This window comes from Propionivibrio sp. (genome assembly GCF_049316945.1).
In the GTDB taxonomy this organism is placed as follows: domain Bacteria; phylum Pseudomonadota; class Gammaproteobacteria; order Burkholderiales; family Rhodocyclaceae; genus Propionivibrio.
Genome location: NZ_JBMOJE010000124.1, coordinates 1 through 13,300 on the forward strand (window position 1 = coordinate 1; position 13,300 = coordinate 13,300).

Sequence of the window (13,300 nt, forward strand, 5' to 3'; positions counted from 1 at the left end):
CGCTGGCACCATTAGGCCGCGATTCGGTGGCTCCAATGGGGCGAGATTTGTCATTTACGCCGCGCTGCAATCCACCAGTGCAGCCGACTCCTAATATTCCGTGCTGCCGTCTTCCGAAAACGACAGGAACGATCTGTAACTGACGAACTTCCGCCAGTAACCTTACAGGCCCTTTCTGAATGCCGGATGAATGGTTAGCGCTCATCCGGACGTTGAGCGACGCCCACTGTCCGAAACCGTCAATAGGGCGTCCTTGATTTTGGTGCAATTTTGGGCGGTGGCGAGCACCTGAATGGGCACTACACCTTTCACGGAGAGGGTCAGATCATCGATCTGGATGCGATTGTGGCGGGGCTGGGATTGGGTTGACGGAATTTTCGGCGGTTCCGGCGTACAACCCCAGTCTTAAAGCCCTGGGGCTTTTGTAGTCGAACAGCCGGGTTGTTTTTGTAATCGCTGGTACAGCTTATAGTCCATCCAATAGAGAGTGAACGCATCCGTTCGAGCGGAAAGAATAGCGTTTTGATTATCCTTTTCCTGCGAGCTGAAAGACCCATCTCCATATCGAGAAGCTCTTAATCCCATGCGTTTAGACAGTTTAGAGACTTCGTCGTTGGCTACATCGATAGACAGATCGGGTTTGAATGCTACGCTAACGCCCGCCACTCGGTAATACTCAAAAAAGTCTTTACCCGCATGTTTATAGCTTGGGCCAAAAGTTATCTTCAAGGATTGCCCATCCTCGGTGATCGAGGTAGAAAACGTCGCCCCGCTACAATTAATCGCGGGTCGCCCACTATATTCAGAAGGAACCATAGCAGACTGGTATTTTGATGCTGGTTCTCCTAAGCAATGACCTTTTAAGCAAAAGTCGGCTCCTATCGCCAACATTGGCGCGGACAGTACAGCGGCAATTAGCATTGCTTTGATTTTCACGAAACATTTCCTTTAGGAGCAAACTAGGTTTACGGAATGTATTGACGACAAACCCCAGAAAATTCCGCGACGCCATTTTCTGGGGTTTGTCGTCAATACATTCCGTAAAACAATCGATAAACGGAAAGATTGATGGCCAATTGGGCTGCCTTCCTAGGTTTTTGGGTCAAAATTTGGCATCGCCACACACTGAAACCGGAAAGTTTTGCGTGACGGAATTTTCTGGGGTTTGGGCTTACAACCCCTTTTTATTCCTTAAATCAGGGTTATTTCACGTTAAGCTAGCGCCAATCGGCTACCGCAATCCGGGCAGAATTTACGGTTGGCATCCGATGCGATTTGGCAACCATGGCAAGATTCAGCAGTGACGATGGGTTTAGATATGGTTGAATTCTGATTGCCTACTACCACCTCGCCCGTACTTTCTGTGGATGCAGCAGATATCGCTTGGGCAATAGCGCTGGGCAGTGCCAGAGTGCCTTCTGCGCCGCTGCTTAGTTTGTTCATAGCCCCCAGCGCGTTAGCCCGCTGCAAATCTACCGCAGATGTCGGGGCAACGATCATGCTTTGTTGTTGGCCAAATGAGGTTAAATGGGCATGAAGGGCATTTGCTTCGTCCTTGAGTCCGCGCATTCCAAGAATTGATCGTCCCAAATCTTTGCCAAATGCGACGGTTTCAACTTCGGCAATCCATACGCGCAGGGTCATCGATTCAATATTGATCACTTGTTTCTGAGTTTTTACCCGATCCGTAAACTGGTTGCCATAGTCCATCTGGGCGGACTGGTAATTGCCTATCATTTCAACCCATACCAACTTGGATACAAAATCAAAACGGCCCCAAAGGACATTGCCAGCACGAAAACAGAAGTGTCCAAGAATCCATAATGAAAATCCTATCGTTGCGTAGGAAATCATCGAAACGTTCATTCCTTCTTCGGTAAAGAACTTTGCTGCAAAAAAAGCCATGGACAGAACCGCTGCCAGCATTACGACAAGACCATAGCTGTTAAGCCATCCCAGCCAGCGGTAACGAGGCTCTTTAAAGCAGGATTCAAGAGAGATCGACGACTGCATTTCGCTTCGAGGAATGGGTTGAGTTTCCTCCAGCAATTCACTTTCAAAACTACCCGATTGAGCATTCAGCACTACTTCCGGTACAAGGCGCGAATACCGACGATTAGGAAGTGACGCTTCCCATTGATCCTGGAGTCGGCGCTCAAGTTCGTCGAGAACCTGTTTGGGATGGCTATTCATGGTGAGCGTACCCTGTACCACCGCCATACTGGCTTGGGGTGGCGATTTCAGCGTCTGGTTTATAACCGCGAGAAAGAAGAGAACGATCGCGGCTTCTGCGACAACCATTATCAAGGCCGACTGCCCCATGCCGGGAAGCCATATGGGCGCCAGCGCACCCTTCGTAATCATTGGAATGACGACGGGGCCGAGAACAGAAAGCAAAATCAGGCCAATCAGACCATTAAAGCCAAGGCTGGAGTGACCATAGGCCCCGGTTTCGAGGGGCTTTAACAAAATGAAGAGGGCCATACAGAAATAGAAACACCCAAGCCAACCGGTTGCGTCTTTTCCCGCCCCGACTAAGGACACCGCAAGACTCAGTAGTGTAATCAATATGGCCAAGGCGTTCTGGAACTGACGCTGAGCAACATACTGTATGTGTTGTGGGGCATAAATCAGATTGGGAATGAGCGAATAAAGCACGCCATTGAGGGGCCCGGTCGGTTCAGGGAAATTCAATGAATTGTGGCGCAGGAGGTCTTTGATGGCGTTGGCATCGGAGGTCGTACCCTCCTGATCGGTCGTTAGCTCTTGCGCCAAATTGGCGGGCTGCCCACGCCCAAAGAAGAATCGAAGTCGGGACATGGCCTGCGCCGCATAAATCAATCCGTGGATCAGCAATCCAACACCAATAACAAGCGGGGCCATCGCGATAAGGGAGCCACTGCCGAGCGATCCCCTCGCCACCAGAAGCAGCAAAAGCCCTCCGATAACAAGAATGGAAGCGGCGCAGAAATAAAAAATGTTCTCAATGCGATACGGATTTGGGAAATCGAATCGGCTGTCCTGCGAGTTATAGTCATACGACATGAAAAGCCTTGTTTGTATTAATGGGACGGTATGGGGTAAAAATTACGGGTATCCGGAAATTAGTTTCGTTCTAGGCTATTTTTGCCCAAAGCCCCGAATATGCTGTGCTCTGCATATTCGGGGCTTTGGGCAAAAATAGCCACGTTAGAAAAGGGGAAGTTATTTCGTAAGCGTTCCTTAATTTATATCAACACCAACTTTCGCTGCTGGACCGCCAGAATTACTTTCTAAGAAATGCGTTTCCTGAACGACACCTTGTTTATTCAGAGTGGCTGAAAAGCTTGAATACTCTGATATGTTTCCTTTGTTACCAAACGGCAACATGCTAAATTTCATACTTGAATATGACCAAAACAACATTTCGTTGCCATCGCCCATAACAGTACGACTATTAGGCGATCCCAACTTAGAGATCAACTCAGCTTTAGTTGTTTTGCCTTTTACAATTGAAGACAAACCGTTTTCATCGATTTTTTGACCGGTAGCGGTTGTGAGTGCGCAGCCAGTAATTAAAGCCATGGTGCTGAAAATTATGGCAAGAGTAGTTTTTTTCATATTTTCAATCCCTGATGGTTCAAGTGGCTGTAGCGGCCCGATAACATAAACGCACTAAAAATTCATTTTTATTGGGTTATCGACGAGGCAATAACAATAGCACTAAAAAGGCTTTTGCGTATTTAATTACGAGTTGCGGTTGCGGTTGCTGTCGCGTCGCCACCCCTTCCTGCCTGATCGCACACCAGGCGTTATGGAAAGTCGCACGCGGTCGATTAGCTAGGTGCTTGCAGAAACAGATAATAATCTGCACACTGCCTCTATTAAATTACGGTCACCACCGCGAGGCATTCATGAACGCCCACACCATTGATACCGCCATGGCCCGTCGCCTGGTTGAAGCCAGCGCCATCCGGGGCGCGTCGATCATTGGACTGCCGGGCGGCTGGTCGGTCCTGCTCAAGCTCGGCCCGACAGAAAAACCGCTCGGAACGCAGCGCACCGACAAGCCGCGCACCTGGCGCAGTCTGGACACCTGCATGGACTACCTCAAGAACGAGTTGCACATCGTCCGGATCGACCTGCTCGATGCCAGTAATCACAGCGCCGGCGACGTGACCCGAAGCACGCGGGCCGATTCCTCAGAGCGCATGAAGCGCGCCCACGAAGCCGCCGCCTACGACACTTGGTTCCGCGCCCAGGTGCAGGCGGCCATTGACGACCCGCGCCCGAGCATTCCACACGAGCAGGTGATGGCCGAGTTTGACGCACGCCGCACGGCGCTGCGCCAACAGGCCGGCCTGGAATGATTCGGCTGGTCTGGCGACCGCTGGCCCGCGAGGATCGCGCCGCCATCATGGACTACATCGCTCAGGACAATCCTATCGCGGCGCTTGAACTGGACGAGACCATCGAGGCCAAGACCCGCGCCCTGCCCGATCACCCCAAGCTGTACAAGCCGGGGCGGATGAAGGGTACGCGGGAAATGGTGATCCGGCCGAGCTATGTGGTGATCTATCGGGAGAGCGATGCCGAGATTGCGATTCTCCGGGTGCTGCATACCGCGCGGCAATGGCCGTAATGCGATCCGGCTGGGAGGCTCGCGTCGAGCAGGTCGACGCGGACGATGTGCCGTTCGGAAAGTTGGCTCGTGCCTAGTTTGATGACGGGCCTATGTGCCCAGTGATAGATACAGGGTCATCGGATTGTCACGGCAGGGGGTGAATCCATAGTGCTCATAGAACGCTTTGGCCGTCTCCCCCTTTGCATCGACTACAAGCGCGTAGGCGCCCACCTGTTTGCGAGCCTCGATGCATCGATCAACGGCACATCCAATGAGCAGACGCCCAAAACCCCGGCCGTGATGCGCCGAATGCGCGGCTAAACGCCCAAGACGAAAACAGGGGACTGGGTAGCGGGGTAATTTTTGCTGGGTACGTTCATCCAACTGAAGGGCATCGACTTGGGCGGCGCTTAAACTGTAGTAGCCCAGGATGGTTCTGGGCGAATCAGTATCAACCAGAACCCGCACGACGGTGATGCCTTTCTTGCTCTGCTGAACCGCAAAGCGTTGAAGGTACTCGTCAAGTTCGACAACGCCAGAGGTGAAGGCTTGGCGGTCATGACGGATTGGATCGAGCAATTGCTCTTCAAGCACGCCTTACCTCGCGCGCGAGGTTCATGGCGTGTTGCAAGGCGGCATTCGGCGAAAAAGCCCCATTCAGTGCGGCCGTGAATGCCTGAAAGTCCTGGGTGGACATCGTGATGCGAGATTCACGATCCAATAGTTCACGGGCCTTTTCTTTTGCTGCCGTACGCACAAAGGCCGCCATCGTGGTGCCCATTAGGGCGGCCGCGCGAGCAACAACGTCCTTTTCTTCAACATTCATTTTTAAATCAAACCGAGCAACAGCAGGCACGATAACCTCCTTCAATACGGCATAATTCCGTATACGGCAATTTACCGTATAAACAAGTAAAATACAAGGGGTTTAATGCACCTCTCAAAACCCGTGAGATCAGCACCTTTTAAGAAATTAGTTTCAAGAAACGTATTTGAGAACGCCGAGGCCAGTGTTTGCGTTGTGGCATTCCGGTTTCAGAATGATTCTCGAATACGAGGGTTTTTGAGAAAGGGTGAGGTGGCCAGGGAGCCGGTCAGCAACTCGTAAGGAAATCTGATGAGTTGCTGGCGAAAAAGGCCGCAGCGCGAACGAGCTTGTGAGTCTGAGCGGAGCGGCTGGGTTCAAAAAACCCTCTTCGATTCCACACCTAGACAATGCACTAATCACAACACTGACGCGATTTCAGCTTGTCGCCACCGAGTTTCGTTGAAGTCGGTCCGAAACTCGCTGGTCCAGTTCTATTTCAAAACCGTCAAAAAAGATTGGGCATCAGATGTCCCGGATAACAGTGATTTTGCCGTCCTCACTGACCGACACAAGCTGCTTGCGGCCGTCCGGGTATTTCTTCACCAAGCCGTCCGGATACGCGGAATCACCGTAGTAAATTGGACGCCCGGTTGCAAAATGTTGTTGTGCAGCCACCCTCACAGTATCGTTCATCATCAGGGACGCTGCGTCATGGCTGCATGAAAGTTAGGTAAATCGCGTTTCCCATTACCAACATGGCGGGGATTTTAATTCCGCCAAGGAAAACACTGCGGTCGCCGTCGTGGCATGAGCTTCACGCCTCAGCCCACGACCGGCAAATCTTTCCATCGTGTCGTATAGCAGGGCGACATCCGGCCCCGTTTCATTTTCCAGTGCTGCTCAATGCCTTCCGCCGCGAGGCGCAACGCCCCGCGCCCGAAACGGGCATTGAGCGCATCCATCGTGGCCATCAGCTTCAATGACTTCTCCGGATCGACCGGTGCCGCAAACAGGTCGCTCTGTCGCTGGCTGGCCGCCTGCCCCAGTTCCATCAGCATCACCCCGGCCTTCTTGTAGGCATAGCCTTCGCGAAAGATCCGGTGCAGCCCGAGGATCGCGACCCGAACCAGTTCCCGGGTGTCCGCCGTTGGCAGGACCAGCGGCAGCGTGATCGACGGGTGGTACTGCGGCTCGTCGGGCTTGAACGGGTTGGTCTGCAGCAGCACCAGGATCCCGCCGGCGACATGGCGCTGCCGGCGCAGCTTCTCGGCCGCCCGGCTGATGTACGCGGCCACAGCCTCTTCAAGTCCCGGCAGATCGTATACCGGCTGTCCGAAGGAACGGCTGCTCATGATCTGCTTCTTGGCCGGGGCCATCGCTTCGATTGCCAGGCACGACACGCCCCGCAGTTCCATTACCGTCCGTTCCATCACCACCGAGAATTCCCGACGGATCAGTTTCAGGTCGGTGTTGCGCAGTTGGCCAACCGTAACGATCCCCAAATGTGAAAGGCGAGCCGCGATTCGCCGGCCGACACCCCACACCTCGCGGACCTCGAAACCGCCGATAAGCTCCAGCAGGTCACTTTCGGCCAAGCCGATCAGGCTGCACACCCCGTTCCACGCCGGGCGTTTCTTGGCCACGTGATTGGCCAACTTGGCCAACGTTTTCGAGGGGCCAAATCCGACGCAGACCGGCAACCCGGTCCAGCGCTTGACCCGATCCCGAATCTCGTTACCGATCCCCGAAAGATCATCTCGTCCCGCCATCCCCAGGAAGCATTCATCGATCGAATACACCTCCTGCTCCGGCGAGAACCCGGCCAGGATCGACATCACCCGGTTGCTCATGTCGGCATACAGTGCGTAGTTGCTCAAGAGCGCCACCCCACCGGCTTGGCGGAACTCCTTCTCGATCTTGAACCAGGGAACGCCCATCGGAATTCCCATGGCTTTCGACTCGGCGGAGCGGGCCACAATGCATCCGTCATTATTTGAAAGAATCACCAGCGGCCGGCCGGCGAGTCTGGGATTGAACACCCGTTCGCAGGAGGCGTAGAAATTGTTGCAGTCCACCAGGGCGACGGTCGCCATCTCAGACCGTCCGGCGTGTCTTGCGTTGCCGGAGATCGTGAATGACCCGAACGACCACGCCCCAGATCTGCACCCCGGTCTCCGGGTTGATCGCGATCGGCGGAAAGGCCGGATTGCCGGCCAGCAGTACGCCTCGACCGACCTTTTTGACGGTAAACGAGCCCTCGACTTCGGCCACTACGATGTCGCCGACAGTGGCTCCGAGCGATTTGTCGATCATCAGCAGGTCACCGTCGTGGATGTTGAAATCCTGCATGCTGTCGCCCTTGACCCAGGCGTAGAAGGTCGCCTCCTTGTGCAGCACCAGGTCGTTGAGGTCCAGTCGGTGTTCGACGTAGTCGTCGGCCGGTGACGGAAATCCGGCGCGGACGGCGGTGGAGAAGACCGGCAGCGCGATCCGTTCAGCGACTTCGGCGGGGAGGACGAAGCGCAAGGCGCCGGCGGCCCTCTCAATTCTTGTGCGTGCCTTCACGAAATCAAGGCGGGTCGCCGCGACCGCCTGGCTTCCCGGCCGGTAGCGCGCCCCGCTCACTGCCACATCCCCCGCATGCGCGCCGCCAGATCCACTGGACTGTGCTGGACCGCATTACTTTCCGGCATCTGCTGATCAGCCTGCGGCCACACCCGGCTTTCGAATTGCTTGAGCATACGGTTCGGGATGAAGCGTGTCCGGCTGGCATAGACATGCCGGTCACCTGTCCCGGATTGGCCTGAAACGTAGAATCGCTGCGGCACCAGCAGCGCCAGATGATCCTTTGCCCGGGTCATGGCCACATAGAGCAGGCGGCGTTCCTCCTCGATCTCCGGTTCGCTGCCGGTGGACATGTCCGAGGGAATGCAGCCATCGACCACGTTGAGAATCGACACCGCCGTCCATTCCTTGCCCTTGGCCGAGTGGATGGTGGACAGGATCAGGTAGTCCTCGTCGAGCAGCGGCACCCCCGACTGGTCGCTGGTGGCATCGGGCGGATCGAGGGTCAGTTCGGTGAGAAAGCGTTCCTGGCTCGGGTAGGTGGCGGCAATCCGCGCCAGTTGCTGGATGTCGGCCTGGCGCATCACGGCATCGTCGAACAGCCGCTCCATCTGGGCTTCGTACCACCGTGCCACCTGTTCGAACATGGCTGGCCAGGGAGCGCTCGGAATGGCCTCGAGCAGCGCAGCGAACTCCAGCCACGCCGGGCGCGCACTCTCCGGGACGGGCTGCTCGGGGAGCAAGGCGCAGCCCGGCGGGGCGGCCTGGAGATTTTCCAGGATGCGGCTCGCCGTTTTTGGACCGATGCCCGGCAGCAACTGCAGGGCGCGAAAGCCGGAGACGCGGTCTCTGGGGTTCTGCGCCCAGCGCAGGATGGCCAGCAAGTCTTTGACGTGCGTGGCTTCGAGGAATTTCAGGCCGCCGAACTTCACGAAGGGGATGTTGCGCCGGGTCAGTTCGATTTCCAGACGGACGCTGTGCGAGGCGGCGCGGAAAAGCACGGCTTGGAATTTGAGCTTGATGCCGCTCTCGCGCTGAGCCAGCACCTGCTCGACGACGTAGGTCGCCTGATCAACTTCATCGCGCACCGAGACCAGTTGCGGTCGCTGGGCGGAAGCTCGTTCGCTCCACAGCTCCTTGCTGTAGCGTTCCCTGGCCTGGGCAATGACGTCGTTGGCGGCGGCCAGGATCGGCTGGGTCGAGCGGTAGTTGCGCTCGAGCGTGATTAGCCGGGCCGGGGGATCGAAGTGGGCGGGAAAATCGAGAATGTTGCGTACCGTGGCGCCGCGGAAACTGTAGATCGACTGGGCATCGTCGCCGACTACGGTCAGTCCCCGCCCATCCGGTTTCATGGACAGCAGCAGGGCCGCCTGCAGGTGGTTGGTATCCTGGTATTCATCGACCAGCACTTGGCTGAAACGCTCCCCGAGTTCCCGGGCGATGTCGGGTTCGCTGGCCATCTGCGCCCAGTACAGGAGGAGATCATCGTAATCGAGGACCTGCTGCGCCTGCTTGGCTTCGACGTAGGCGAGGAACAAGCCCTTGAGTTCGGTCTGCCACTCGGCACACCAGGGGAAGGTGGTCAGCAGCACCTCGGCCAGCGGCTTGCGGGTATTGACGGCCGCCGAGTAGATGGCCAGGCAGGTGCCCTTGAGCGGGAAGCGCTTGCCCTTCGCCGAGAGGCCCAGTTCATGGCGGACGAGATTCATCAGGTCGCCGGAATCCTCCCGGTCATGGATGGTGAACGCCGGGTCGAGACCAATGCGGCCGGCGTAGTCGCGCAGGAGGCGGGCGCCGACACTGTGGAAGGTGCCGGCCCAGGGGAATCCGGCACTGACCAGACGGGCATGCTGGTGCGAGACCTGGCTGACGATGCGCTGCACGCGCCGGGTCATTTCGTCCGCCGCTCGGCGCGAGAAGGTGAGCAGCAACAGGCGGCTCGGATCGGCGCCTTCGGCCAGCAGATGGGCGACCCGGTGGGCCAGCGTATTGGTCTTGCCCGAGCCGGCGCCGGCGATGACCAGGAGGGGACCGGCGAGCTGGCCGGAACCGATGCCATAGGTGGCCGCTTCCCGCTGGGCGTCGTTGAGGCCGGACAGGTAGTCGGGGGTGGTCACGCGGGGGGAATCGCTCACAAAAGGTGGCATTCAGTCATGCGGCAGGGGAGGGCGCCCCTTGGAACGGTGCGGGCCGTTTCTCGTTGGATTCCTTGCTGATCATGAGGACCACCGTCAGTTCGTCACATTCCGGACAGATGCGATACGCGGCAACGGCACTGCTGGCGACCTCCATGCTGGGCGGATCAATCGGGCTGTGGCAATGGGGGCAGATAAAACGCGGGGGCATGGCGGTGGACTCCTTGAATACTGTAATTATATACAGCCACCCGGAGCCCGCAAGAAAAAACGGCGCGTCTGCTTTGCTTCCCTATCAAAATGATTTCAGAACGGCGTCCATCAGGCGTTCGTACGATAGTCATCGAAATCCGCCCAGCCGGCCGCGTAGCCCGTCTGTTCGCCGTCAACCCAGCGCCGGCCCTTTTCGCCGATCTCCAGCCGGGCTTCGGCGAGCTCGCGGGCGACTTTCTCGGCATTCCCTTGCTGCATGGCGCGCTCGAAGGCGACGTACCGTACGACGGAGAAGTAACCGCGATCGACGCGGTATTTTTTGCTGAGCCAGTCGTTGGCGGCCGCATCAAACGCGAGGAGGGCTTCGCCCATCGTCAGGATGTCGGCGGGAGCGGGTGACGGACCGAAGGTTTTGAGCACCGTTGCCTTGATGTCCGCTTCGTGCCTGGCCTGATAGTCGGCTTCCGCTTTCGCTGCGGCCCGTTTGGCGCCGGCCTGGACGTTCTGGAAGATCCCGTTGAGCTGCTCGAAGAACTGCGCAACCTGGCGCAGGAAGATGTCTTCGCTCTCCGGCACGCGGCCGCTCCGTTGGGCGAGGGACAGCACGTCGCGGGCAGCGGTGGCCACTCTGGCCGCGTTCGTCCGAAATCGCTTGGCGGTCTCTTCGCCCTGGGGGCCGGCGAAGCGTTCCTTGAGCAGGGGGAAAAGGTGGCTTGCATCCGGTGTTTTGGCAACCGTTTTGCCCGCTCTGGCCGGTACGGAAACCCGCTTTTCAACGATCCGTTCGACCTCGACAATTTTCTCGACGACGACCGGCGGCGCCGGGGCCTTGGCCGAAGCAATGAGTTCGCGCTGGCGTTGGCGCCAGGCGCGCACCCTTTCGGCATCATTTGAATAGGTGGCCGGACGTCCCCGACCTCGTTTGGGCGTTTCAGTGCGGTCGTTCATGCCGTTCTCCGTATTTACGTACGTACGATAGGAGAATAGGCGAACAGCGGTCCCTTGGCAATATCGTACGTACGATATCTTTCCGTTTGGGCGAACACTCTGAACATGGGAAACCGGTGGATCAGGCCGCGGGACGGTCGACCCGTACCAGCAAGTCTGCGCCCTCGTACGCCGGGCTGTTGATTCGTTGGCTCACCGGATAGGCTTCCATGGCTTCTTCCGAGTAGGGGGCCATCAGGGTGTGCAGGCGATTGACATCGTTCACCCCGGGATCGAGCCATTCGGCGTAGTTTTTCCGGGCGGATGATCACCGGCATGCGGTTATGAATCCGGGCCATGAGGGCGTTCGCTGCGGTGGTCAGAATGGTGAAGGTAGCCACTTCACCGACCGGTCTTGGCCAGAACTCCAGCAAGCCGCCCATCCCGAAGGGCTGATTGTCCGCCAGGTGAATCAGGTAGGGCTGTTTCTGACCGGCCACCGGTTGCCACTCGAAAAAGGCGTCGGCCGGGACAAGGACACGGCGTTGCCGGAAGGCCTGCCGGAACAGGGGTTTGATGGCGGCGGTTTCGGCCTTGGCGTTGATCGGTTTGGGCAGCGTGTCGGTGACTTTGGCCCAGGCCGGAATCAGCCCCCACAGCGCGAGCAGGAAAGTGCGCTGGCCGGCAGCGTCAGCGCGGACGAGGGGTGCCACCTGGCTCGGCGCGAGGTTGTAGCGCGGGCCGAATTCAAAACCATCCGCCGGAACCTTGAAATCATGCTTATCCGGTTAGCACACACATCCGAAATAAATACCATTTCCAGGTCGGAAGTGGGCGTCGCCCAGATTCAAAAGGCAGGAAAAGGCTGCGCCGCAAACGTTTTATACGAAAGTGGCCCTCAAGTAGGGATGTTCTGCAATTTGGGTGTGCTAACCGAATAAGCATGCTTGAAATGATCCCGGAGAACAGGCAGGGTTTGGTAGAGGGCAAAGCGTCCGCACATGGGATTAGCATAACGCAATGTTGATCGCCCGGCGATGAGCTAACCGGGAGCGCCTCCATCCGAAGCGTGGGACGACGTGGCGAGCGCCGTCGCTGATCCACCCACGTCTTGCCAGACAATAGCCAAACTATCGCGTAACTGCGGCCAGGGGGCCTACGAATCTGGATGGATCTTTTCGACAATCGCCGGCAGATACACGACTGAAAACTCGGTTGGCATGCGACGCGGCCGGCCTGTGCTCATTTCGATGCACACCAGATCCCAGCGTCCGCGCAGAACCGTCGATTGGTCGCGCAGGCGGATCAGCTGAAACCGGCGCTCCATCGTGATCTTGCCATCACTGCCTGTTAGCCACGTGCCAAGCAACAGTTCATCGCCCAAGACACTGGGCAGCAAATAGTCATATTCACCTCGGCGTATGGCCATCGCTCGATCCAGGCGCCCGTAGTCGGCCAAACTTAGGCCAAGTACCGCGGAATGTGCCCAGCCGATGGTTTCGCACCAACGGACATAGACTGCATTATTGGTGTGGTTCAGGCCATCGATATCGCCGCCGCTGGGTGACACTGCAAGGGTGAAGGGTTTTGGATAGTCCCAGTTGAATTCATCCGTACGTTGGTATTCCATAGCATCCATTTCAGTAACCGTTGTTAACGCTGCGATTCTGAGCGTTGCAGATGGCCGACCCTATGGGGGAATAGTCAATTCACCGTTTTTGTTGCCCCGCGCCGTCGATCAGCGAACCTCGAGATACACGCTCAATGAATCCGCCTACACAGCGGGTATCCGGCCTATTGAGCTTGGCCAATACGCTCCGCGGCGACCCTATTCTTCAATTCGATCGTTCAGCGCCTGAGTGGCATAACCCCTCGATTTTAACGAAGTGTCAGTTCATGGGAACTTGCTTTTCGACCAAGGCGCTCCCATGTAGATTATCAATATCTTCCTAACGAGGACTTTTACCATCATGCGAACTGAAACCCGTGTAATCGCGGCATTATGTAGCAGCTACCCCAAGCTAAATCAACGACTTATTCGTCCCGATC

General features: G+C 57.0%; 15 protein-coding genes. 2 read left to right on the forward strand and 13 right to left on the reverse strand.

Annotated elements, in window-relative coordinates:
- Window positions 1–405: 405 nt before the first annotated feature.
- The 3 genes from ACOYNV_RS21160 to ACOYNV_RS21170 all read right to left on the reverse strand — a co-directional run bounded on the left by ACOYNV_RS21160 (window position 406) and on the right by ACOYNV_RS21170 (window position 3,600).
- Window positions 406–936 carry a hypothetical protein gene (locus tag ACOYNV_RS21160; RefSeq protein ID WP_422901791.1) on the reverse strand — a complete coding sequence of 177 codons (531 nt, stop codon included), beginning with the start codon at window positions 934–936 and terminating at the stop codon, window positions 406–408.
- A 276-nt stretch (window positions 937–1,212) separates the two neighbouring features.
- Complete coding sequence (locus ACOYNV_RS21165; RefSeq protein ID WP_422901792.1) at window positions 1,213–3,045, reverse strand: hypothetical protein; 1,833 nt, start codon at window positions 3,043–3,045, stop codon at window positions 1,213–1,215.
- 177 nt (window positions 3,046–3,222) lie between these two features.
- Entirely contained in the window at window positions 3,223–3,600 is a 378-nt protein-coding gene (locus ACOYNV_RS21170) for a hypothetical protein (protein WP_422901793.1), read from the reverse strand.
- A gap of 293 nt (window positions 3,601–3,893) precedes the next feature.
- Between ACOYNV_RS21170 and ACOYNV_RS21175 the strand changes: the two genes are divergently transcribed.
- Entirely contained in the window at window positions 3,894–4,349 is a 456-nt protein-coding gene (locus ACOYNV_RS21175; protein ID WP_422901794.1) for a hypothetical protein, read from the forward strand.
- Window positions 4,346–4,621 (forward strand): type II toxin-antitoxin system RelE/ParE family toxin, encoded by a 276-nt coding sequence (locus tag ACOYNV_RS21180; RefSeq protein ID WP_422901795.1) that lies wholly within the window; start codon window positions 4,346–4,348, stop codon window positions 4,619–4,621. Before ACOYNV_RS21175 ends, ACOYNV_RS21180 begins: the two co-directional genes overlap by 4 nt.
- A 90-nt stretch (window positions 4,622–4,711) precedes the next feature.
- Here the strand turns inward: ACOYNV_RS21180 and ACOYNV_RS21185 are convergent, their stop codons facing one another.
- The 10 genes from ACOYNV_RS21185 to ACOYNV_RS21230 all read right to left on the reverse strand — a co-directional run bounded on the left by ACOYNV_RS21185 (window position 4,712) and on the right by ACOYNV_RS21230 (window position 12,881).
- The gene (locus ACOYNV_RS21185; RefSeq protein ID WP_422901796.1) at window positions 4,712–5,197 is read right to left on the reverse strand and encodes a GNAT family N-acetyltransferase; all 486 of its coding nucleotides are present in this window, start codon (window positions 5,195–5,197) and stop codon (window positions 4,712–4,714) included.
- A complete protein-coding gene (locus ACOYNV_RS21190; protein ID WP_422901797.1) occupies window positions 5,190–5,459 on the reverse strand; it encodes a DUF1778 domain-containing protein in 270 nt (89 codons plus the stop codon). Before ACOYNV_RS21190 ends, ACOYNV_RS21185 begins: the two co-directional genes overlap by 8 nt.
- Before the next feature lie 474 nt (window positions 5,460–5,933).
- Window positions 5,934–6,107: a hypothetical protein gene (locus tag ACOYNV_RS21195; protein WP_422901798.1), complete on the reverse strand. Its 174-nt coding sequence runs from the start codon at window positions 6,105–6,107 to the stop codon at window positions 5,934–5,936.
- A gap of 125 nt (window positions 6,108–6,232) precedes the next feature.
- Complete coding sequence (locus ACOYNV_RS21200; RefSeq protein ID WP_422901799.1) at window positions 6,233–7,504, reverse strand: Y-family DNA polymerase; 1,272 nt, start codon at window positions 7,502–7,504, stop codon at window positions 6,233–6,235.
- Between the two features lies 1 nt (window position 7,505).
- Window positions 7,506–8,036: a LexA family protein gene (locus ACOYNV_RS21205; protein WP_422901800.1), complete on the reverse strand. Its 531-nt coding sequence runs from the start codon at window positions 8,034–8,036 to the stop codon at window positions 7,506–7,508.
- Window positions 8,033–10,123 (reverse strand): ATP-dependent helicase, encoded by a 2,091-nt coding sequence (locus tag ACOYNV_RS21210; protein ID WP_422901801.1) that lies wholly within the window; start codon window positions 10,121–10,123, stop codon window positions 8,033–8,035. Before ACOYNV_RS21210 ends, ACOYNV_RS21205 begins: the two co-directional genes overlap by 4 nt.
- Before the next feature lie 4 nt (window positions 10,124–10,127).
- Window positions 10,128–10,322, reverse strand: a complete 195-nt coding sequence (locus tag ACOYNV_RS21215; RefSeq protein ID WP_422901802.1) for a hypothetical protein — start codon at window positions 10,320–10,322, stop codon at window positions 10,128–10,130.
- A 110-nt stretch (window positions 10,323–10,432) separates the two neighbouring features.
- On the reverse strand, window positions 10,433–11,272 hold the full coding sequence (locus ACOYNV_RS21220; RefSeq protein WP_422901803.1) for a hypothetical protein: 840 nt from the start codon (window positions 11,270–11,272) through the stop codon (window positions 10,433–10,435).
- 14 nt (window positions 11,273–11,286) lie between these two features.
- Window positions 11,287–11,964 (reverse strand): SOS response-associated peptidase, encoded by a 678-nt coding sequence (locus ACOYNV_RS21225; RefSeq protein ID WP_422901804.1) that lies wholly within the window; start codon window positions 11,962–11,964, stop codon window positions 11,287–11,289.
- 443 nt (window positions 11,965–12,407) lie between these two features.
- Window positions 12,408–12,881, reverse strand: coding sequence for an acyl-CoA thioesterase (locus ACOYNV_RS21230; protein WP_422901805.1), 474 nt, complete (start codon window positions 12,879–12,881; stop codon window positions 12,408–12,410).
- Window positions 12,882–13,300: the final 419 nt, after the last annotated feature.

Coding starts and splice junctions, on each gene's coding strand:
- ACOYNV_RS21170 (WP_422901793.1), bottom strand. CDS start 3,600: ATGAAAAAAACTACTCTTGCCATAATTTTCAGCACCATGGCTTTAATT.
- ACOYNV_RS21200 (WP_422901799.1), bottom strand. CDS start 7,504: ATGGCGACCGTCGCCCTGGTGGACTGCAACAATTTCTACGCCTCCTGC.
- ACOYNV_RS21180 (WP_422901795.1), top strand. CDS start 4,346: ATGATTCGGCTGGTCTGGCGACCGCTGGCCCGCGAGGATCGCGCCGCC.
- ACOYNV_RS21165 (WP_422901792.1), bottom strand. CDS start 3,045: ATGTCGTATGACTATAACTCGCAGGACAGCCGATTCGATTTCCCAAAT.
- ACOYNV_RS21175 (WP_422901794.1), top strand. CDS start 3,894: ATGAACGCCCACACCATTGATACCGCCATGGCCCGTCGCCTGGTTGAA.
- ACOYNV_RS21220 (WP_422901803.1), bottom strand. CDS start 11,272: ATGAACGACCGCACTGAAACGCCCAAACGAGGTCGGGGACGTCCGGCC.
- ACOYNV_RS21210 (WP_422901801.1), bottom strand. CDS start 10,123: ATGCCACCTTTTGTGAGCGATTCCCCCCGCGTGACCACCCCCGACTAC.
- ACOYNV_RS21215 (WP_422901802.1), bottom strand. CDS start 10,322: ATGCCCCCGCGTTTTATCTGCCCCCATTGCCACAGCCCGATTGATCCG.
- ACOYNV_RS21230 (WP_422901805.1), bottom strand. CDS start 12,881: ATGGAATACCAACGTACGGATGAATTCAACTGGGACTATCCAAAACCC.
- ACOYNV_RS21195 (WP_422901798.1), bottom strand. CDS start 6,107: ATGATGAACGATACTGTGAGGGTGGCTGCACAACAACATTTTGCAACC.